This window comes from Streptomyces sp. NPDC048269, from assembly GCF_040652395.1.
In the GTDB taxonomy this organism is placed as follows: domain Bacteria; phylum Actinomycetota; class Actinomycetes; order Streptomycetales; family Streptomycetaceae; genus Streptomyces.
Genome location: NZ_JBEZLW010000036.1, coordinates 41257 through 61618, shown reverse-complemented (window position 1 = coordinate 61618; position 20362 = coordinate 41257). Strand labels below are relative to the sequence as shown.

The window sequence follows — 20362 nt, the reverse complement described above, 5'->3', positions numbered from 1 at the left end:
GAGTTCACCGCCGACTTCGCCAACCTCGACCCGCCGACCCCGGAGATGCAGCAGATGTTCGGCGCCATCGCGCAGCGGCAAGAGACGATGGACGGGTTCGCCCGGGTGATCGCCGGGGTGACCGCTCCTTCGGTGTTCTTCTCCGACCCGGCCCTGGCCCCTGCGGCGGGCTGAGCCGCCCGTCTCCCCTCGTCGTCCTCGTAGACGAGGGCCGGCGCGCTCGCCGGGATCCTCGTCACGTTCGCCCTGGGCCGGGACCGTCGGCCCCGGTGACCCACCGCGGCGGCTCCAGGGATCCAGCGCCAGGAATCCGGAGAGGGCCGTTCGATGGAATCGGCCGCCACTGCCCCGCCCATCCCGGCGTTTGTGGCGATGCATGGAGGATGGCCGCCGCCCGCCCCGGACTGCGGCGGCCCCTGTCGCTCATAGGGAGCCTGTGTGAGCACCTCTGGTTCTGGGCCGCTCCGTACCGCTGAGGGCCTGGAACAACGGCCCCTACGCAGAGGCAATGCACACCCGGCGGGGTGATCTGTCACTGCGCGATGCGGACGGTTGGTGCTGTCCCCTGGATGTCTCGAGAGGCGGTGCGCGCGAGCGGACGCCGGTGATCACGCCGTGCTGCGCCGTTGCAAGGGCCGCGTACTGGACATCGGGGGCGGGGCCGGCCGGCTGGTCGAGGCGCTGCTCCACCGCGGGCACTGCACACTCGGGATCGACGTGTCGCCGTCCGCCGTGATCACCACGGTGCGCCGGGGTGGCGCCGCACTGCACTGTTCGGTGTTCGATCCGATTCCCGGTGAGGGCACGTGGGGAACGGCCCTGCTCATCGACGGGAACATCGGCATCGGCGGCGACCCCTGCAGGCTCTTGCGGCGGATCAGGGACCTCGTCCACGGCCAGGGGCTGCTGATCGTGGAGACCGCTTCCGGCGGTGTGGACGAGCGACGCGCTCCTGGCCCGAATAGCGGACCGCGAGCCGCACCTCCCACTCGCGGCCTAACGCCCAGAATTTCCGGCCGCGTGTACTAGGCTCCGCCGCTAGCATCACTGGATCGACAGGAGGCCCGATGATCGGCGTGCTCGTGACTTTTACGCAGACCGACAAGTTCGATCGTGCAACTCTCGCAAGGATTGCCGGCGAACTCCGGGCACCGTTCGAAGGCATGGCCGGCCTTCGCTTCAAGAGTTTCATGCTCGACGAAGACGGTGTTCGGGCAAGGAACTTCTACGTGTGGGATGACGAGGAAAAAGGCCGCACCTTCTTCACGGAGGAGCTCGTCGGCAAGGTGACGGGGATTTATGGCGTCCCGCCCAAAATCGAATACCTCGATGTCGTGGGGTTCGTCGACAACTCCGGCACCTGATTTCAAGTCGGGTGTCGCCTAAGCCTTAGCGGTCCAACAGCCGGGCTGCCCACGAGCCGATGACGATGCTCACCCGGCGAGGGCGAAGTAGCGCAACCACAGGTAGAGGGCGCAGAGGGCGACGGTCGCCATCGTGACCACGAGGCCGTACTTGGTGAATTCCCAGAAGCTGATGGGGTGGCGGTTGCGTTCGGCGATGCCGAGCACCACGACGTTGGCGGAAGCTCCGACGGCGGTGGCGTTGCCTCCGAGGTCGGCGCCCAGCGCGAGCGCCCACCACATCACGTGGTCGGGGTCGCCACCCATGTCGCCGACCAGCTCGCTGGTGATCGGAGCCATCGTGGCCACGTAAGGGATGTTGTCAATGATCCCCGAGAGGACCGCGGATCCACCCAGGAGCATCATGGATCCGCCGAGTGCGTCACCGCCGATCGCATCCGCGAGGGAGCCTGCCAGGCTTCCGATGACACCGGTCTCGATCAGCGCCCCGACCATGACGAACAACCCTGCGAAGAAGGCGAGGGTGGGCCACTCCACCTCGCCGAGGATCTCCCCCGTCTCGACCTTGGAGATCGCGATGAGCAGGCCCGCGCCGAGCAGGGCCACGACGCTCGGCTCGTAGTGCAGCACCGGGTGCAGGACGAAGCCCGCCACGACGAGCGCGAGGACGCCGAGGCCTTGAGCCAGGAGCCGAGGTTCGGTGATCGCCTCGCGTTCGCGAAGGTCCATGAGCTCAGCCGCGCGCTTCTCGTCGTAGACGAAGTGCTTCGCGAACATCACCCGGCACAGAAGCACCAGTACGCCCACGAGCACGACGCACAGCGGGGCGAGGTGCACCAGGAAGTCGTTGAAGGTGAGCCCGGCCCGGCTGGCGATGATGATGTTCCGCGGGTCACCGACGAGGGTGGCCGTGCCCCCGATGTTCGAGGCCAGGACTTCGGCGATCAGGAAGGGTACGGGGGACAGCCGCAGCCGGTCGCAGACCAGCAGTGTCACGGGTGCCACGAGCAGCACGGTGGTGACGTTGTCGAGCAGTGCCGAGGCCAGCGCCGTCATGACGATCAGCATGGCCATCACCCGGAAGGGCCGGGCCCTGGCCTTCTTCACCGACCAGATCGCCAGGTACTCGAAGAGCCCGGTTCGCCTCAGCACTCCGACGATCATCATCATGCCCATGAGGAGGAAGATGACGTTCCAGTCGATGCCGGTCTCATCGGAATGGAAGGCTGCGCCGTCATCGGTGGCACCGATGGCCAGCATCAGCCCGGCCCCGCCCAAGGCCGCGGCCACGCGGTGCACCTTCTCGCTGATAATCAGCGCGTACGCGCCGGCGAAGACGGCGATCGCGGCCCAGCTGTGCCAGTCGCTCACGCTTGCTCCCCTGCGGCGAGGAAGTGCCGCATCAGGGCCGCGGCCGTCACGACCCCGACCAGATGCCCGCGCTCCCCGCCTCTGTCGCGCTCGACGACGGCGACGAGCGGTACGTGCGCGCGGGCCATCACGGCGGCGATCTGGAGTACCCCCGCGTCCGGGGCGACGAACAGGGGCTTGAACGTCCGGCGCGGCAGCCACTCGGCGACCGTCCGGCCCGCCAGTCCCTCGGCGAGCGCGTCCGCGTGCCGCTCGTCGATCACGGCGGCGAGCAGCGGGTCCTCCCTCACGTATTCGGGCACCAACTGTCCGACCACCTGGGAACCGGGTACTACGGCGTAGGGGATGCCGTCGGTGTCGAGCACCAGCAGGGCGGGCAGGTTCTGTTCCGCCAGCAGCCGCGCCGCGTCGACGGCCGGGACGTCGGTGGTCACGTGGGGGTAGGGCTCTGCGAGATCACGGGCTGGCATGGTGCTTCTCCTGATCGGGCGTGTCGTACGGGTGGGGGAGGCGGGTCTGGTTCCGGTGGTCGGCGTCGTTCGGCATGCCCGCGAGGGCGTCGACGTGGAAGAGACGGGCGATGGGCACGTCGGTGCTGCTGTGGGCGATGATCGAGAAGGCGATGCAGACGGCGATCAATGTGTACGCCTCCTGGCCCTGTGGAATCCCGGCCTGGAGTACGAGGAGGCCGTAGACCACGGAGGCGAAGCCCTTGGGGCCGAACCAGGCGGCAACCAGCTTCTCGCGCCTGTCGATCCGTGCGCCCAGCAGCGACACGAGCAACGACGCCGGCCGGATCAGCGCGATGGCCAGCACGACTGCCGCGTAGCCGCCCATTGACAGGTCTCCGAACAGGGCCGGGGTCAGCAGGGCGCCGAAGACGAGCAGGGCCGCGAACTTCGAGACTTCGGCCAGCGCCTCCCCGAGGGGCTCAAAAGCGGTCTTCGCCTCCGGCGAGACCGAGGCGAGCACGGCGCCGGCGGAGAACGCCGCCAGGTAAGGGTTGGCGTGGGTCAGGTGGCACGCAGCGTAGAGGACGACCCCGGTCGCCAGCGGCAGCAGCTGATGCAGCTTGGGTTCCGCACCGAGGAGGTGCCGGCGCACCAGCCAGGCCACGGCGAGCGGCAGGACGACCCCCAAGGCCAGGCCCATGGCGAGCTCCAGGGCGATCTCCCCGACGGATGCCTGCGCCTTCCCGGAGGTGGGGCCTGCGGCGGCGATCAGGATGAGGACGACGGGCAGGGCGAGGCCGTCGTTGATGCCGCTCTCCACGTTGAGCAGCTGGCGCAGCTTCGCCGGGACCTCCTTGCGCCCGACGATCGCCGAGGCGAACACCGGGTCGGTGGGGGCGAGCACGGCCCCGACCAGGAACGAGGTCGACCAGTCCAGCCCGACGAGGTAGTGCGTGATCAGCGCCATGCCTGCCATCGCCAGTGGCATTCCGAGGCCCAACGCCCTCGCGGGGTTCTTCCAGTTCCGGCGCAATGCAGGCAGGGAGACGTACATGCCGTCCGTGAACAGCACGGCGAACAGGACCAGATCCGCTGTCACGCCCACGATCTCGCTGTCCGAGGTGATGTGGATCAGCCCGAGGAAACCCTCGCCGACCAAGGCCCCACCCAACAGGAACAGCAGCGAGGTCGAGAGCACGGTCCGCGCGGCGAGCCCGGACAACAGCACCGCGACGAGCAGAGCGATACCGAACACAAAGACGAGCACCATGGCTTCGAGCCCCGATCTGCGAAGAGAGTCATCCCTGTTCGCCGACCAGGCTTCCCGGCACACCAGCGGCTACTTTATACATTCCTTACGGCTCTTTAACGGGTCCCCGACAGAAGCGTGTCCGTCTGCTCCCTGCCGGACTCCGGCATACAAATCGGATGCACCGCGCTCTGGTCTGAGCGGGTCCCCAGAAAGGAACGAATGAATAGAAACCCGGCGTTCCGCGCCCTCACCGAGTTCCGCATGGCCGTCACCGCGGTTCTCGCGGGATCCGCGTTCACCGTGGCGGGCGGCGCCACGTACGCCCTTCGCCACGACGGCTTCCCGGAGTTGGTGGCCGGCCTGGCCTTCCTGATCACCGGCCTGGTCATGCTGGGGTCGGGCACGGGGAAGCGCTGAGCCGCAAGAGCCTCATTCCTCGTCCGTCGGGTCAGGGACCGGAGACCGAGCCCGTGGGCCGGGCGTGGAGGTCGGCGCTGGCGGGGTTGAGACCCGTGATCTCGACCGTCTTGCCGCGCGCCGCGTACTTCTTCTCGACGGCGTCGAGCACAGCGACGGAGGACGCGTCCCAGACGTGCGCGTCCGAGAGGTCGATGACGACGCTGTCGGGGTCCCCGGCGTAGTCGAACCGACCGACGAGGTCGTTGGCCGAGGCGAAGAAGAGGGCGAAGCAGACCATCACCATGACGGCGACCAGAGCGGCCATGGGGATGTGGGAGACGACCGGGCCGAACACGACGCACAGCACCATCAGGAACGCACCGGCGAGGAACGTGGAGAGCCGGGTGCGTGCGCCTGACACCTTCACGTTGATCATTGTCTGTCCGATCATCGCGCAGCCGCCCATGCCTCCGAAGAATCCGGTGACGATGTTGGCCACGCCCTGACCGACGGACTCGCGAGTCTTCGAGGAACGGCTGTCGGTGATCTCATCGACCAGCTGTGCCGTCATGAACGACTCCATGAGGCCCACCAGCGCCATGGCGAAGGCATACGGGGCGATGGTCGTCAGCGTGTCCAGGGTGAACGGGACGTCGGGCAGGCCCGGCACGGAAAGGGAACTCGGCAGGTCACCCTTGTCGCCCACGGTGGGCACCGCGATCCCGGCGGCCACGGTGATCACCGTGAGGATGACGATGGAGACCAGCGGTGCCGGAACCAGCGTGGTCAGCCGCGGGAGGAACACCATGAGCGCGAGACCGGCCTCGACGAGCGGGTACACCGGCGACGGGACGTCGCTCAGCTCAGGCACTTGCGCCATGAAGATCAGAATGGCGAGGAGGGAGTTGACGAAGCCGACCATGGCCGAGCGGGGGACGAACCGCATAAGCCTGGCCACGCCGAGGACCCCCAGCACGATCTGGAAGACGCCTGCCAGGATTACCGCCGCGATCAGGTAGCCGAAGCCGTGCTCCCTGTTCAGCGGAGCGATCACGAGCGCCACGGCACCCGTGGCGGCGGAGATCATCGCGCGCCGACCGCCCACGACGGAGATGACCCTAGCCATCGCGAACGAGGCGAAGAGCCCGACGGCCGGGTCCACACCGGCGATGATCGAGAAAGAGATCGCCTCGGGAATCAGCGCCAGCCCGACCGCCAGACGAGGCCGGCGAGCACCTCCGTACGCCACACGCGGGGATCGGACAGCCAGTCGGGACGCAGGTCACGATGCGCGCGACGGCGGACATCGGGGAAGCGAGCAAGGGTCAGGGCCTGTCGGGCTGGGGCACCTCGTTGACAGAACGGGGTGCGCGGCAGGGGGCGGAGGCGCCGCCGAGGCACCTCCGGATGCCTCCGGGCGGCTGGCATCACCGGCGGCCGCGACGTGGAACGGCAGGGAGGTCGATGACCACCCTGCCTCCGGAAACCCTACCCCGTGGATCATCCTGCTCGGCGGGGCCGAGCACCGCCCGCACCGGCACGTCGCGGCGGTGCCCGGCGCGCGGGCACCCGTACCGCTCAGGACAGTGGGTGCATGACGTACGACGAAGGACTGGCCCAGCGGATCCGGGAGCGGCTCGGTGAGCAGCCCGCCGTCACCGAGACGGATGTTCGGCGGTCTCGCGTTCCTGCTGCACGGCAACATGACCGTGGGCGTGTCCGGCGACGAGGTCATCGCCCGTGTGGGTCCGGACGGGACCGAACAGGCTCTCGCCCGCCCGGAGGCCCGGCCCATGGACTTCACCGGTCGCCCGATGCGCGGCTGGGTGACGGTCAGCGGCCGGGCCCTGGCGGAGGATGCGGTGCTGGACCACTGGCTCACGACGGCAGTGGCGTTCGCGGACACGCTGCCGCCCAAGTGAGATCCGTACTCACTGCTCCAGCAGCGCCTTGAGTGCCGCCAGGTCCTTGTGCTGGGCGCGGCGCATGGCCGCCGCCATCACGGTGGCGCCGAGGGAGGCGAACCCACTGGGCTCGCCCCGGTTGCGCAGCGTCATGCGCGTGCGGTTCGAGCCTTCCCCGTACGGCTCCCAGGTGTAGGTGGTCTCCATGGGGAAGGGGCCTTCGTCCGTGCGCATCACCAGTCGGCGCCCGGGCTCGTACGCGGTGATCTCGTATGTGTAGGCCAGCCGCCTGCCGATGAAGCGGGCGACGAACGCGACCCTGGAGCCGACAGCCAACGGCGGCGGCGTCCGCCAGTCGACGGAGGTGATGTTCGCGTACCACTCGGGTGCGTGCGTGGGGTCGGCCGCGTAGGCGGCGACCTTGTCGGACGGGGCGGCGATCACGGCCTCGGTCAGCACGTCGACCTTCATCGGAGAGCCTCCGCTCAGGACTCGGGGGCGGTCTTGGTGCCCCGGTGGCGCTGGTAGTGGCGGGCGACACGGGCACGGTTGCCGCAGCCGGCCGAGCACCATTCGCGGCGGGGGTGCTGCTTCACGAAGTAGAGCACGCAGCCCGGCGCCAGGCAGGCACGCAGCTGCGGTCGCATGTCGCCGGTGAACAGGTCGACGGCTTGTCCGGCGAGCACGGCGAGCACGGCGAGCACGGCGACCACCGCCTGCCCCGCGAGGTCGCTGGTGCGCACGATGCGGGCCGGGTCCCCACCCGAAGGCCAGTGGAGCGTCGCCCACACCGGTGTCACGCTGCACGCCTCGTTCAGTGCCGCGAGGGCTGCGTCCCGGGTGCCGGTGGCCGATTGCGCGTCCGACCTCGGGTCCTCGGTCGCCTCGGCGGCGAGTCTGCGCAATGCGTCCCTCAAGCCGCGCAGCAGAACAGCGGTCTCTTCCGCTCCCGCAGGCCGTTCGGCGTCGAGCCAGGCACCGACCGCGGGGGCGGCGGGTGTCAGTCGGGGGCTGACGGCCCGCAGCCACGCGACGGCCGCGTCGGGGTCGGCGATCGCGTCGTGTACGCCCTCCCGATCTCGGGACGGCGATGCTGCTGGCGGAGATGGCGACCGCCGGGGTGCGGGAACTCGTGCTCGCCGGATCGATGGTGGTCAACGGGGAGGGCCGGTACACCTGCGAACGGCACGGGACGGTACGCCCCGGGCTGCGTCGGACCGAGGACCTGACGGCCGGCCGGTTCGAACCCCGCTGCCCCGACTGCGGGGCCGAACTCGCGCCAGGCCTGGTCGCCGAGGACGCCCCGACGGATCCGCGGAACGTGTACGCGACGACGAAACTGGCTCAGGAGCATCTCGCGGCGAGCTGGGCCCGGTGCGTGGCGGGCCGTGCGGTGTCGCTGCGCTACCACAACGTGTACGGGCCGGGCATGCCGCGCGACACCCCGTACGCCGGCGTGGCCTCCTTCTTCCGCTCCTCCCTCGCCCGGGGCGAGGCACCCCGGGTCTACGAGGACGGCGCGCAGCGAAGGGACTTCGTCCACGTCACGGACGTGGCCGCGGCCAATGCGGTGGCACTGGAGGCGGTCGGTGCCCGACAGGCGGGCGTGCTCGCCGTGTACAACACCGGCAGCGGGGAGCCCCACACGGTCGGCGAGATGGCTGCCGCGCTGGCCACGGCGCACGGCGGACCCGCCCCGGTGGTGACGGGCGAGTTCCGCCTCGGCGACGTACGGCACATCACCGCCGACTCCGCCCGCCTCCGCATGGAGCTGGGCTGGCGCCCGATGGTCGGTTTCACCGACGGTATGGCCGAGTTCGCGCGGGCCGGCCAGCGTGCTTCGGCGGTTGCGACCGGCTGAGCCGGGATCCGGTCGACGTCGTCGGCCGGAGCGGCAAGGCCTACACAGGTGCGGGGAGAGTGAGTTCGAAGCGGCAGCCGCCGGGCACGCCTCCTCGGCGGCGACTGCGGCATCGCCGGCGCCTTCTCCGCCCTCGACGACCTCGCCCTCTTCCCTCCGCCACATGCTCGCCCCCGCCCAGGCCGCCTTCGGTCCCACCTGGACCAAGGACTCCCTCCGCGTCCGAACCGGAGCCCTAACCCCGCACGCTGGCCCAAGCCGGATAGACGTGTTCGAAATCCGGGGTCAAGGCCCGCTGGCCCAGATCCCCGCCCAGGCACAGATCATCCGATCAGGTGCAAATACAGCACTCAGACCACAGGGTGAGCGTTGTGATGGCTCGGGTGGTGTCAAATGGAGGCGCCCGCCAGGGCATCGCGGCCCTCCCTGAACGGCGGGCATCCGCCGACTCCTCGCCCCTCGAAGCCTCAGTCACGTCGCCCGGGGGGCGGGAGACGGTGTGGGACCACCGGCCCCTCGGCACCCTTGGGCCGCTCGGGCGGTCGAGCGACACGGACCACCTGGGCTGGTCGTTACACCTGCATGACCGACTTCATGGTGCAGATCCCCGCGGACTGGCTGGCCCGGGTCTTCCTTTCGCTGCGCCGGAGCGCATCGGACGATGCGAAGGCCCTGGCAGCAGAGCTGCAGCCGTTCACGGAGAAGCCAGGTCAGCGGGTACCTGTCCCGGGAACGACCGTACTGCGCACGGAGTTGGCCCTGCGGGGGGAGATCGAGATCGCCGACGAAGAAGGCCGGCGTGCGCGACTGTCCGAGGAAGCCGAGTACTTGATCAAGGCCCGGCTCCCCCGCCAGTAGGACCGTTAGATCTCCGTGCCGACGTGTGTCGTCGGGGTGCTGGCCGCCGAGTGTCTGCGTGGTGCGCAAGTGGAGCGATGTCCGGGCGAGCTGGGCATCACCAGCCGCAAGGTGGTGGCTCCGGGATCAGCTCTGTGGGGGATCAGCACCACGTGTGAAGGGTTGCGTACGGCAGATGAGCAGGGCGACGTCATCTGGGTCGTCGGGACGCCGGAGTTCGCGTAGGAGCCGGTCGCAGGTCTCTTCCAGGGAATCGTCGGGCACGTCGAGCAGGGCGAGGAGGGTTTCGAGTCGTTCATCGATGGGATGGTGGCGGGTTTCGACCAGTCCGTCGGTGTACAAGACCAGCTGGTCGCCGATGCCGAGGCCGAAGGTGGTGGTCTCGAAGAGGGCTCCGCCGACTCCGAGCGGGGTGCCGGTGGGCAGGTCGAGGAGTTCGGGGTGCTTGCCGCTGCGTACGAGGGCGGGCGGTAGGTGGCCGGCGTTGGCGATGTGGCATTCGGCACGGTGGGGGTCGTAGACGGCGTAGACGCAGGTGGCGATGTAGTGCTCCAGCCCTGAGGTGATCTTGTCGAGGTGCTGGAGGAGCTGGTCGGGGTCGAGGTTGAGGTCGGCGAAGGCGCTGGTGGCGGTGCGTAGGCGGCCCATGGCGGCGGCGGCGTCGATGCCGCTGCCCATGACGTCGCCCACGACGAGTGCGGTCCTGTCGCGGTCGAGGGGGAAGACGTCGTACCAGTCGCCGCCGATCTCGTACGTGGCCTGCGCGGGCCGGTACCGGGAGGCGATCTGCAGTCCGGGAAGGTGCGGCGGGTGGCTGGGGAGCAGGCTGCGCTGCAGGGTTTCGGCGGCGTTGCGCACGCTCTGGTGTGCGCGGGCGTTGTCGATGCACACGGCGGCGCGGGCGGCGAGTTCGGCGGCGAGGGAGAGGTCGTCCTCGCCGAAGGGCGCCGGGTTGCGGGCCCGAGTGAGGCCCAGGAAGCCGAGGACGTGGCCGCGTGCGGTGAGCGGGACCGACATGTAGGAGTGCACGCCGGCGCGGGCCAGAAGGCCGGCGGCGTGGCTGTCCCGGGCGATGCGTGCCAGGTCGGTGTCGTCGGCGTGGGCGATGAGCTGTGGCTGCCCGGTGCGTACGGTCTCGGTGGCCACGCGGTCGGCGGCGTAGGCGGCAATCTCGCCGGGCGGGTCGGCGGCCTGGAACGCTTCCGTGGGGTAGGCGGCCTTCACCGCGAGCGCGCGAAAGAGCTCCGGGCCGTCTCGGGGAGCAGGGCCTGGGCGGTGTTCGTCCAGGACGGAGTTAAGCACGTCGACCGCGACGACGTCGGCGAGCTCGGGAACGACGACTTCGGCCAGCTCGCGGGCGGTCTGTTCCACGTCCAGGGTGGTGCCGATCCGGGCGGAGCCGTCGGCGATCAGGGCCAGGCGCCGCCGGGCCTCTGCGGCCTCCATGGCCGCCTGATACCGGTCGGTGACGTCGACCACCAGGTCGGCCACGCCGAGGACCCGGCCCTGGGGGTCCTCCAGCCGGTACAGGGAGATCGACCAGGCGTGCTGATCCGGGTCGCCGGGTGTGCGGCCGACGATGGTGGATTGGTCAACCATCGGAATCCCGGTCTTCAGGACTTCCCTCATCGCGGCCTCGGGCACCCCGAACTTCGCGGCGGTCATGATCTCGCGGTAGTGCCGGCCGAGGTGGTCCTTCACGGGTAGGCCGTGCATCCGCTCCAGGGCCGGGTTGACCGCCACGTACCGCAGATCGGTGTCGAGGATCGCCAGCCCGATGGGGGATTGTGAGATCAGCCGCGTGGACAGGGCGACGTCCCGCTCCAGCTCGCGCAACGTCGTCTCGTCGGCGGCGAGCCCGAGGGCGTAGAAGTTGCCGCGGTCGTCCAGCAGGCGCATGTTGCGGAACTCGACCAGTCGAGTGCTGCCGTCCTTGTGCCGAACGGGGAACGCTCCGGCCCAGCTCTCGCCTGTCCCCATGACATGGGCGAACAGCTTGCTCATCAGTTCCCAGTGCTGTTCATGGACGAGCAGTGGCGCCGCGTACTGCCCGAGCGCCTCCTCGGCGGAGTAGCCGTAGAGGTCCTCGGCCTGCGGGCTCCACAGGACGATCCGCCCATCAGCGTTCAGCAGCACGGCGGCGACACCGAGGAGGTCCATCAGCCCGCTCGGCTCCGGCGCACCCTCCTCCGGCCGGCCGGCATCGGCCCGACGTGCCTCGGCTGCGCTCATCGCAGGCTCTCCTTCCGCCTGCCGGCATCGCGCGGGCCGTCCGCTGACGCCGGCCCTGCCTGGCTCCTGCGTCTGTGGGCGCTTCGGGTTCCATGGTCCCCCCGGATTGGCCGACCGCACCATAGGACGAGATCCTTCCGTGGCTGGATGTCCTTGCGCCGCTTCCTCGAGGGCGAAGCCGGCCGATTCAGCGCGACCCGAACCAGACCGGAATGCCCGAGGCAGCCTGGAGCAGCACCAGGCCTCCCATTCCGGCGGGGTAGCCCGCCCAGGGGTCCTGACGGGTGAACCCGCGCGTGTCCTGAGGGGCTCAGGACGGTCGTGGCGCACAACGTGGGTGGAAGGCCCCGTACCGGCGTGAGGACGCGACGAGATGACGACCGTAGTGGTGACCGGCGCGACCGGGAACGTCGGGCGACACGTGGTGAGCGAACTGGGCCGGCGCGGCATCCCCTACCGCGCGCTCACCCGCAACCTGGAACGAGCCACTGCCGTGCTCGGCCCCGGCGCCGACCTTGCGCAGGGGGACTTCAGCGATCGCGATTCGCTCCGTGCCGCCTTCGTTGGCGCCGAGCAGGCCTTCCTGAGCTGCGCCAACGACCCGCGGCAGGTCGAGAACGCGGCAAACGCGATCGAGGCCGCAGCGACGGCCGGTGTCCGGCAGATCGTCCTGCTGTCCACGGTCGGCGCCGAAGTGGGGGCCGCGCAGACGTTCGCCGATCAGCACGGCCGCATCGAGCACCGCCTGCGCTCGGCGGGGATCCCCTTCGTGATTCTCCGGTCCGGCTTCCTGATGTCGAACCTCCTCGGTTCACTGCCGACGATCGGGCAGGCCGGGCGGATCTTCCTGCCCGCAGACGACGCCCGCGTCGCCATGATCGACCCCCGTGACGTGGCCGCCTGCGCGGTCGCGGCGCTCTGCGGGCAGAGGGGGGACGGAGAGACCCACCTGATCACCGGCCCGGAGGCCATGACCTTCACCGAGGTCGCCCGCCAGCTCTCCACCGCCCTCGGACGGACGGTCGAGTATGTCGCCGTACCCGACGAGGCGGCCCTGGCCGGCATGCTCGAGGCGGGCCTGCCGCCGTGGCTCGCCGAGGGGGTGATGGGCACCTTCCAGATGCTCAGGGAAGGCATCGCTGCCGACACCACCGACTCCGTGCGCCAACTGACCGGGCACGACCCACGGCCCGTCGCCGACTTCGCCCACGACCTCATGGCACCGCTCCTGACCCGCTGATGCCGCAGCAGGACGCAGCCCGCGCGGCAGAGTGGGTCCAGGCACAGGGCCTCGCCGCATTCGGGATCAGCACCGGGGACCGACGTGGCCGACCTGATGGTGTTGCCGCTGCGGCACTCGCCGGGGCTGGGCCCGGGGTCACCCCCTCTCCCACGGCGCCTTCGCAAGGACACCGTGGGCCTTGACCGACCGGACCCACTCGGAGCAGTGAACGGACGAAACCCCTCGGCCACCGAGAGGTCGCCGGGGCCTCACGCGTGACGGCATGTCAGGCTGCGACGGGGGTGACGTTGGCGTTCCGGTAGAAGACGATCACGGTGTCAGGGGCGATGGGGGCACGACGGGTCGGCGAGCGGTCACGTCGTTTCGCCGGGCGTATCGAGCGGCTTCCGACCGGTTCGCCACTCCGAGCTTGCGCAACACGGCGGCGACGTGGTGCTCCACGGTGCGCCGCGACAAGATCAGCTCGTCGGCGATCTCTGCGTTGCGGAGTCCGTCGGCCAAGAGGGTGAGCACCTCCCGCTCGCGGGTACTCAGCCCGTCTGGGCCGGCACCGCGGGACGGGCGCCTGGGGATGTCGCGCACGCCGAGCCGGCGCAGGCGGCGGGCTGTGATGTCGCGCATCGGGCGGGCTCCCAGGCGGTCGAAGGCCGCAAGTGCCTCGCGCAGCATCCCTTCGTCGGTGGTGTCGGCGAGCGCGAGCGCGGCCTCGTAGGGGCAGCCGATCTCCTGCCAACGCTCTGCCGACTCGCGCGGGCGGCCCGACAGCTGGAGCCGGTACGGTTCTGCTGCCCGCGCCTGGACCTCGCCCGGTCGGTCGGCGCGCGAGAGCAAGTAGGCCAGCTCGCCAAGCAGCCATGGCTCGCCCTGCTCCTCGGCGGTGGCCAGGGCCGGGGTGACCACCGCGCGTACCTGATCGAGGTCGCCGGTGTACGCCGCGGCTTCCGCCAGCGCCGGAGTGGATCCGATGATCCAGCCGACGACCGGCTCGGCGGTGACCATGACCGAACGGACCCGGGCCAGCAGGGGGCGGGGATCGGAGTCACCTCGGCGGGAGCGCAGCCGGCCCAGCACCACCATGGCTATCATCCTGCGCCCGTCGTCCACGCCAGCCGTGCGCAGCACCTCCGAGGCGAGCGCCTCGGCCTCGTCCCACCGGCCCTGGTCGAGGAGCGCCCTCGACCGGAAGGCACGCAGCCACTGGCGCCACACCTCCTGGCCGTGTTCTTCGGTGAAGGAGAGGGCCTCCGCGTACCACCGCTCGGCCTCCCGGTACCAGCGGCGGGTCACGCAGATCAGCTGGAGCCAGAAGTAGCCGAGGCCGGCCTGATCGTTTGCGGATGCTTCGCGCGCCAGGCGGACGCTCTCCGCGATCAGGTCGAGGCCGGACACGTCGCCGTCCTGGGCGCGGCCGATGCCGATGGGCAGCAGCGCGAGCGCCCGTTCCAGCGGTCCGGTGCCCTCGCCGGCCATCGCGAGGAGCCGCTCGCCCCACGCGACCGCGTCGGCGTTGCGGAACGCCATTGCGGAGAGCTTGCCGCGGATGGCGCAGGCGAGCGCGTACTCGGGTCCCGGTGGCTGCCCCGCCAGCAGTGCGAGTGCCTCGTCGCAGGCCTTCTCGCCGAGCGGGATCTCCCGGGCCAGGTGCGCCGCGGTGATCGCCAGCCCGACCAGCGCCCCGCCCCGCCGAAGGTCGTCGCCGACCTCCCGCCACGCCTCGACGGCCTCCTGCCGGGCGCGCAGGGCGCCGTCGAGGTCGTCGGCGAGATGACACTGCCGGCCGAGTTCCTCCAGGAGCCCGGCCCGGTCCGCGTCCGGGCTGCCCGGGAACACTTCGAGTGCGCGGCGGAGGTGTGCCGCGGCCTCCGTGTGAGCCCCCAGCGTGGATGCCCGTTGTGCCGCGAGGGGTGCGTAGGCGAGCACGGCGGCCCGGTCGTCGGCACGCTCTGCGTGATCGGCGAGCCGCGCCGGTTCCACTTCGCCGGGCGGCCGTGCCCCGAGGACGGCCAGTGCGCGCCGGTGCAAGGCCGCCGCGCGTCCCGGCGGGATCGCCTCCATGACCGCGACACGGACCAGCTCGTGGCGGAACGTGACCGCACCGTCATCGGCGGCGACCAGCCCGCGGTCCACGCAGGCGTCGAGGTCGTCAGCCGCCCGGCCCGAGACCGCCTCCACCAGCCATGGGGCTGCCCGGTTCCCGAGACAGGCGAGGGCATCGAGCGCCTCCCGTGCACCCGGCCCCAGGCGGGCGGCGCGCGCGAGCACCGCGTCCCGGACCGTGGGGGGAACGGTGGCCCGGCCGTCCCCCAGTACCTGGGTCACGAAGAACGCGTTGCCGCCCGTGCGGCGGTACAGCTCGGCCGGGTCGATGTCCGTTCCCTCGGCGAGCCGTGCCACGGCCGCCTCGGACAGCATCGGCACGGTCAGCCGGCGTACGACAGGAAGGGCCGCGAAGTCCCCGGCCAGGACGCGCAGGGGGTGGCGTGCCCCCACTTCGTCCTGCCGGTAGACCACGACGAGCATGGCCGGGCAGGCCTCGATGCGGCGGCCCAGGAAACGCAGCAGGTCCAGCGTGGCCTCGTCGGCCCAGTGCGCGTCGTCGAACACCACGAGGGTGGGGCCTGCGCCGCCCCGCAACTCGTCGAGCATCAGGTGGCGTGCCTCCACCGGATCGGCCGGGCCGGTGAGCTTCTGCCGCAGCGGCGGCGACAGGCTGTGGGCCATGTCGCGCAGCGGACCGAACGCAATCGGCGTGGTGAGGGGTTCGCAGCTGCCACGGAGCAGGCGCACATCACCCAGCCTCCGGCCGAACTCCTCGACCAGGACGGTCTTGCCCGCCCCCGCGTCACCGCCGACGAGAACGAGCCGTCCGGTGCCGGCGCACGCCTGACGCCACCAGCGGGTCAGCGACTCGATCTCGCCGTCCCGCTCCTCGAGCGTGCAGGGGCCGACCGTCACCTTGCCCATGGTAGGCAGGGCGCCGCCACGAGGTTGGGTAGCGACTACCGAGGTCCGCGGCCGGCCCGGCTGCGCATGCTGCGTCATGACCGAAGGAACGGAACGGAACGCAGCGGCGGAGGCAGTCATGGACGACTACGACGTGATCATTGTCGGCGCGAGCATCGCGGGCTGCACGGCGGCCACGGCGTACGGCCGGGCCGGGCTGCGCGTGGCACTCGTCGAACGGCATCGCAGCCCCCAGGCGCACAAGACACTGTGCGGCCACTTCGTGCTCGGCGGCACGCACGACGTCCTGCGGCGACTCGATTTCTGGCAGCCCATGGTCGCGCACGGTGCGGCCGTGACGAGCGGACTGGGCATGTGGACGGAGCACGGCTGGATCGTTCCCCGGGCGGACAGTACGGTTCCGCCGGCGATCAGCCTGCGCCGCGGCAAGCTGGACCCGCTGCTGCGGGAGATCGCCGCTGCGACCCCGGGCGTGGACCTCCTGCTGGGACACCGCGTCGTCGACCTCCTCCAGCACGATGCCGGCGGCATACGGGGTGTGGTCACCGTGAGCGGCGAGCCCGGGCGCGAGGCCGGGCGCACCGAATTCCGGGCCCGTCTGGTCGTCGGCGCGGACGGCCACCACTCCACCGTCGCCCGGCTCGCGGAGGTCCCCGAGGACCAGGCCCCGAACGAGCGTTTCCTGTTCTGGACGTACTACGAGGGCGCGACGATGAACGGCCCCGGCGACGGCCAGGTCTGGCCCGTGGGCCGGGACGTCGCCGTCTGTATCCGTGTCGACGACGGGCTCACCCAGGTGGGTGTCTTCCCGGCGAAGGACCGGCTGCCCGAGTTCACCGCCGAGCGGCAGGGCGCGTTCGACCGGTTCGTCGCGTGCCTGCCGGACGGGCCCTCCCTCGTCGGCGCCCGGCAGGTGTCGAACCTCATCGGCACCACCGACTACCCGTGCATACGCCGGGACCCCACACCGCGGCCCGGGCTGGCCCTGATCGGCGACGCGGCCACCGCCTCGGACCCGGTTCCGGCCGTGGGCTGCGGCTGGGCGTTCCGCAGTGCCGCGTGGCTGGCCGACGCGACCGCCGAGCCTTTGGCCCAGGGCCGGGACCTGCACCGCGCGCTGCGCGACTACCGCCGGGCACACAGGTTCATCGACACGTACGACGCCCTGGGCCGGCGGGAAGCACTCGCCCGGCCACCCAGCTGGCTCCAGCGGGCGATCCGCGCGGCAGCCGTGTCCGAACCGGACATCTCCCGTCGGCTCGCGGCGTTCGCGATGCGGGCAGCGCCCCCCTCGGTACTGCTGAACCCCAAGGTCATGATCCGGGCCGCGGTCGGATCCCGGGCGCCCGGGCCGTGGGGACGGCGCCCGGCGGCTGCTCCCGATCCTTCCGGCCGAGCATGACGGGTTCCTTCACGAGGCCCGGGAGCGCGGCGTACGCGATGATGGGACGGAGAAGCCCGTGCCACGGCCGCTCGCAGCATGATCCTCGCGAGCTCCCTGGAGGTCCTGATGCTGACCACCCCGGTATGCCGCCTTCTCGGTATCGATGCCCCGATCGTCTGCGCGCCCTTCGGCCCCTGGGACGAGGTCGATCTCGCGGCCGCAGTGTGCGGAGCCGGCGGCCTCGGCGGCCTCGGCACGGCGGTGCGGCCCCTCCCGGAACTGCGGGAGCAGTGGGCTCGGCTGCGGCGGCTGACGGACCGTCCTTTCGCGATCAATCACACGAGCCGCCCCTTCGACGAGGAGGCGTTCCAGGCCACGATCGAGGAGCGCCCGGCAGCGATCTCCTTCCACGTGGCGGTGCCGCCCGGCCTGATCGCCCGGGCGCACGATGCCGGCATCCTCTGGATCCAGCAGGTCTCCAGCCGCGGTCAGGCCGACGAGGCTCTCCGGGCCGGAGCGGATGTGATCGTCGCGCAGGGCGGCGAGGCCGGCGGGCAGGGCGGGGATGTCGGCACGATGGTGATGGTCCCCGATGTCGTCGACATGGCGGGTGAGGTACCCGTCCTCGCGGCCGGCGGGATCGCCGACGGCCGTGGCCTGGCCGCGGCGCTGACCCTGGGGGCGCAGGGGGTGTCGATGGGGACACGCTTCCTCGCGTCGCAGGAGATGAGCGTGTCGCAGGCCTGGAAGAGCCGGATCGTCGAGTCCGCCGCCTCGGACGCGGTGAAGGCCGTGGGCAGTGAGCGGATCCTGCCGCCGTTCACCCTCCCCGGCAGTGCGGGGGTGCCGCGCTGCCTTCGCACCCCCCTGGTGGACGCGCTGCGCGAGCACCCCGAACAGGTGGACCCCGCGGAGATCGTGCCCCGTGTGATGGCCGCGATCCGGGCCGGCGGTGGCGAGGAGTACCTCCCCTTGACCGGCCAGTCGACTGCCCTCGTGCACGAGATCCTGCCCGCCGGCGAGATCGTCCGCCGGACCGTAAGGGAAGCCGAGGCGGCGCTGGCGGCAGCGGCCCGCGCCATCGTCCCAAGGCCATGACGGCCCTCAGCCCCGGAGACGTGGAAGCCCTGACCGCGCTCGACGCCACCGCCCAGGCGCAGCTCGTTCGTACCGGAGAAGCCACCGCCGAGGACCTCGTCACGGCGGCCATCACCCGCATCGAAGCCATCGACCCGCAGCTCAACGCCGTCGTCACACCGGTGTTCGAGAAGGCCCTGAACCAGGTCAAGGCCGGTCTGCCGGAGGGCCCGCTCACCGGGGTCCCCTACCTGCTCAAGGACCTCATCACCGAGCAGGAGGGCGTGCCCTTCCACGAGGGATCGGCCTTCCTGCGCGACCACGTCTCCCCGCACGACCAGGAGCTCGTACGAAGGCTGCGCGCCGCCGGGCTCGTCATCCTCGGCAAGACCGCCACGCCGGAGTTCGGCATGAGCCCGACCTGCGAGTCCGTCCTGTACGGGCCGACCCGCAATCCGTGGGACACCACCCGGACCACCGGAGGCTCCAGCGGCGGATCCGCGGCCGCCGTCGCCGCCCGGATGGTCCCCGCGGCACACGGCAACGACGTCGGCGGCTCCATCCGGTTCCCCGCCTCCTGCTGCGGGCTGTTCGGCCTCAAACCCAACCGGGCCCGGGTGCCGCTCGGCGCCGCCTACGGGGACGCCTTCGGCGGCTGGGCCTGCGAACACGCCCTGACCCGCTCGGTACGGGATTCCGCCGCACTCCTGGACGCCGTCGCCGGGCCCGAGCCGGGCGACCCCTACCCGGCCCCGGCGACGCCGGGGCCGTTCGCCGACCAGGTCCACCACGAACCGGGGCGACTACGCATCGCGTTCAGCAGGCGCCCGGCGGACGGCCACCGCGTGCACGCCGACTGTCTCGCGGCCCTGGACGACGCCCTCGGGCTCCTCGCCGGACTGGGCCACGAACTCGTCGAAGCCGACCTGCCAGGCCTCACCCCGGACGTCGGCGACGCCATCGGCGCCGTCTACGGCGCCGGCCTGTCCTGGATCCTCGCCTACTGGATCCGCGAACTCGGCCGCGAACCCGGCCCCGACGAGCTCGAACCCCTCACCCGGGCGTACTGGGAGCGCGGCCTGCGCCTCACCGGCGGCGACTACCTCCTCGCCGTCACCACACTCCAGCACTTCGCCCGAACCACCGCCCGCTTCCTCAGCCGCTACGACACCTGGCTCACCCCGACCGTGGCCCAACCACCAATCCTCCTGGGCGAGATGACCTCCACAGAGGACGAACCACTGCGCGCCGCCGAGCGGAGCGCCCCCTTCGTCGCCTTCCCCGCCATCGTCGCCAACATCACCGGCGCCCCCGCCATGTCCGTACCCCTGTACTGGTCCGGCAGCGGCCTGCCCATCGGCGTCCACTTCCTCGGCCGCGTCGGCGACGAGGCAACCCTCCTGCGCCTCGCAGCCCAGCTCGAACAAGCCCGCCCCTGGGCCGACCGCCGCCCGGACCGACCCACCACGCCGACGTGGCGCGATCCGGCCGCCGGGGCCAGCCTGGAGGAAGGACACTCCCCGTAGCCCAGCGAATGGAGACGGCCATGACGGCGACGACACGGGATGACACACCGGTCGTGATCGAAGGCGGAGGCGTCGAGCTCCGTACCCAAGCGATCGGAGAAGACCTGTCCGTGGCCTTCGTCCGGTTCCCGCAAGGCGCCGATATGAGGCCGGCCCTGACCGGCCTGCCCGACGGCCTCTGCGCCTGCCCTCACTGGGGCTACATGCTCAAAGGGCGGCTGAAGATGGTGACGAAGGACGGGGAGGAGATCTACGAAGCGGGCCAGGCCTTCTACTGGCCGCCCGGGCACGCCCCCGTGGCACTCGAGGACTGCGAATACGTGGACTTCTCACCCACCGAAGCCTTCACCACCGTCATCGACCACATCAAGGCACAGGGCTGACCCGGGCCGCTCATGTTCACACCAGCCCCGTAGGACTGTCGCCACGGGCCGCCCCCGTGCAACCGCGACCTCACCGCACGCGCTGACGCAGC

General features: G+C 71.0%; 16 protein-coding genes and 4 pseudogenes. 12 read left to right on the top strand and 8 right to left on the bottom strand.

The genetic code is table 11. The features are described 5' to 3' along the window. Nucleotides 1–508 precede the first annotated feature (508 nt). Together AB0D48_RS28790 and AB0D48_RS28785 are read left to right on the top strand one after the other, a co-directional pair. A pseudogene (locus tag AB0D48_RS28790) lies at nucleotides 509–945 on the top strand (SAM-dependent methyltransferase); the annotation flags it as partial. A gap of 122 nt (nucleotides 946–1067) precedes the next feature. Further along, the gene (locus AB0D48_RS28785) at nucleotides 1068–1364 is read left to right on the top strand and encodes a hypothetical protein (RefSeq protein ID WP_362403124.1); all 297 of its coding nucleotides are present in this window, start codon (nucleotides 1068–1070) and stop codon (nucleotides 1362–1364) included. 69 nt (nucleotides 1365–1433) lie between these two features. Here AB0D48_RS28785 and AB0D48_RS28780 read toward each other — a convergent pair whose 3' ends face one another. The 3 genes from AB0D48_RS28780 to AB0D48_RS28770 are packed head-to-tail and all read right to left on the bottom strand — an operon-like array spanning nucleotide 1434 to nucleotide 4457. Continuing rightward, entirely contained in the window at nucleotides 1434–2735 is a 1302-nt protein-coding gene (locus tag AB0D48_RS28780) for an ArsB/NhaD family transporter (RefSeq protein ID WP_362403121.1), read from the bottom strand. Further along, nucleotides 2732–3205 (bottom strand): CBS domain-containing protein, encoded by a 474-nt coding sequence (locus AB0D48_RS28775; protein WP_362403118.1) that lies wholly within the window; start codon nucleotides 3203–3205, stop codon nucleotides 2732–2734. The genes AB0D48_RS28780 and AB0D48_RS28775 overlap by 4 nt, the downstream gene beginning before the upstream one ends. Beyond that, nucleotides 3192–4457 (bottom strand): sodium:proton antiporter, encoded by a 1266-nt coding sequence (locus AB0D48_RS28770; RefSeq protein ID WP_362403115.1) that lies wholly within the window; start codon nucleotides 4455–4457, stop codon nucleotides 3192–3194. The genes AB0D48_RS28775 and AB0D48_RS28770 overlap by 14 nt, the downstream gene beginning before the upstream one ends. Nucleotides 4458–4658: 201 nt before the next feature. Here AB0D48_RS28770 and AB0D48_RS28765 point away from each other — a divergent pair, with 201 nt between their 5' ends. Continuing rightward, nucleotides 4659–4856: a hypothetical protein gene (locus AB0D48_RS28765; RefSeq protein WP_362403112.1), complete on the top strand. Its 198-nt coding sequence runs from the start codon at nucleotides 4659–4661 to the stop codon at nucleotides 4854–4856. Nucleotides 4857–4887: 31 nt separating this feature from the next. Here AB0D48_RS28765 and AB0D48_RS28760 read toward each other — a convergent pair. After that, nucleotides 4888–6119, bottom strand: a pseudogene (locus AB0D48_RS28760) (SulP family inorganic anion transporter). A 359-nt stretch (nucleotides 6120–6478) separates the two neighbouring features. Between AB0D48_RS28760 and AB0D48_RS28755 the strand changes: the two are divergent. Continuing rightward, nucleotides 6479–6760 carry a TfoX/Sxy family protein gene (locus tag AB0D48_RS28755; protein WP_362403109.1) on the top strand — a complete coding sequence of 94 codons (282 nt, stop codon included), beginning with the start codon at nucleotides 6479–6481 and terminating at the stop codon, nucleotides 6758–6760. A 9-nt stretch (nucleotides 6761–6769) separates the two neighbouring features. Here AB0D48_RS28755 and AB0D48_RS28750 read toward each other — a convergent pair whose 3' ends face one another. Both AB0D48_RS28750 and AB0D48_RS28745 read right to left on the bottom strand, forming a co-directional pair. Then, nucleotides 6770–7213, bottom strand: a complete 444-nt coding sequence (locus tag AB0D48_RS28750) for an SRPBCC family protein (protein WP_362403106.1) — start codon at nucleotides 7211–7213, stop codon at nucleotides 6770–6772. A gap of 14 nt (nucleotides 7214–7227) precedes the next feature. Then, nucleotides 7228–7797, bottom strand: coding sequence for a CGNR zinc finger domain-containing protein (locus tag AB0D48_RS28745; RefSeq protein ID WP_362403130.1), 570 nt, complete (start codon nucleotides 7795–7797; stop codon nucleotides 7228–7230). Between the two features lie 20 nt (nucleotides 7798–7817). Between AB0D48_RS28745 and AB0D48_RS28740 the strand changes: the two are divergent. The 3 genes and pseudogenes from AB0D48_RS28740 to AB0D48_RS28730 all read left to right on the top strand — a co-directional run. Beyond that, nucleotides 7818–8603, top strand: a pseudogene (locus tag AB0D48_RS28740) (NAD-dependent epimerase/dehydratase family protein); the annotation flags it as partial. Between the two features lie 84 nt (nucleotides 8604–8687). After that, nucleotides 8688–8847: pseudogene (locus AB0D48_RS28735) on the top strand (serine hydrolase); the annotation flags it as partial. Nucleotides 8848–9185: 338 nt separating this feature from the next. Next, a complete protein-coding gene (locus AB0D48_RS28730; protein ID WP_362403103.1) occupies nucleotides 9186–9461 on the top strand; it encodes a hypothetical protein in 276 nt (91 codons plus the stop codon). 126 nt (nucleotides 9462–9587) lie between these two features. Here the strand turns inward: AB0D48_RS28730 and AB0D48_RS28725 are convergent, their stop codons facing one another. After that, complete coding sequence (locus tag AB0D48_RS28725; RefSeq protein WP_362403100.1) at nucleotides 9588–11693, bottom strand: SpoIIE family protein phosphatase; 2106 nt, start codon at nucleotides 11691–11693, stop codon at nucleotides 9588–9590. A 373-nt stretch (nucleotides 11694–12066) separates the two neighbouring features. Here AB0D48_RS28725 and AB0D48_RS28720 point away from each other — a divergent pair, with 373 nt between their 5' ends. Beyond that, nucleotides 12067–12933, top strand: a complete 867-nt coding sequence (locus AB0D48_RS28720; protein WP_362403097.1) for an NmrA family NAD(P)-binding protein — start codon at nucleotides 12067–12069, stop codon at nucleotides 12931–12933. A gap of 312 nt (nucleotides 12934–13245) precedes the next feature. Here AB0D48_RS28720 and AB0D48_RS28715 read toward each other — a convergent pair whose 3' ends face one another. After that, nucleotides 13246–15900 (bottom strand): AAA family ATPase, encoded by a 2655-nt coding sequence (locus AB0D48_RS28715; RefSeq protein ID WP_362403094.1) that lies wholly within the window; start codon nucleotides 15898–15900, stop codon nucleotides 13246–13248. Nucleotides 15901–16018: 118 nt separating this feature from the next. Here AB0D48_RS28715 and AB0D48_RS28710 point away from each other — a divergent pair, with 118 nt between their 5' ends. From AB0D48_RS28710 to AB0D48_RS28695, 4 genes are all read left to right on the top strand, one after another. Beyond that, the gene (locus AB0D48_RS28710) at nucleotides 16019–17302 is read left to right on the top strand and encodes an NAD(P)/FAD-dependent oxidoreductase (protein WP_362403091.1); all 1284 of its coding nucleotides are present in this window, start codon (nucleotides 16019–16021) and stop codon (nucleotides 17300–17302) included. A gap of 78 nt (nucleotides 17303–17380) precedes the next feature. Beyond that, nucleotides 17381–18382, top strand: a complete 1002-nt coding sequence (locus tag AB0D48_RS28705; protein WP_362403089.1) for a nitronate monooxygenase — start codon at nucleotides 17381–17383, stop codon at nucleotides 18380–18382. Then, a complete protein-coding gene (locus AB0D48_RS28700) occupies nucleotides 18379–19887 on the top strand; it encodes an amidase (RefSeq protein WP_362403086.1) in 1509 nt (502 codons plus the stop codon). The genes AB0D48_RS28705 and AB0D48_RS28700 overlap by 4 nt, the downstream gene beginning before the upstream one ends. Before the next feature lie 20 nt (nucleotides 19888–19907). Beyond that, nucleotides 19908–20270, top strand: a complete 363-nt coding sequence (locus AB0D48_RS28695) for a hypothetical protein (RefSeq protein WP_362403083.1) — start codon at nucleotides 19908–19910, stop codon at nucleotides 20268–20270. Nucleotides 20271–20362: the final 92 nt, after the last annotated feature.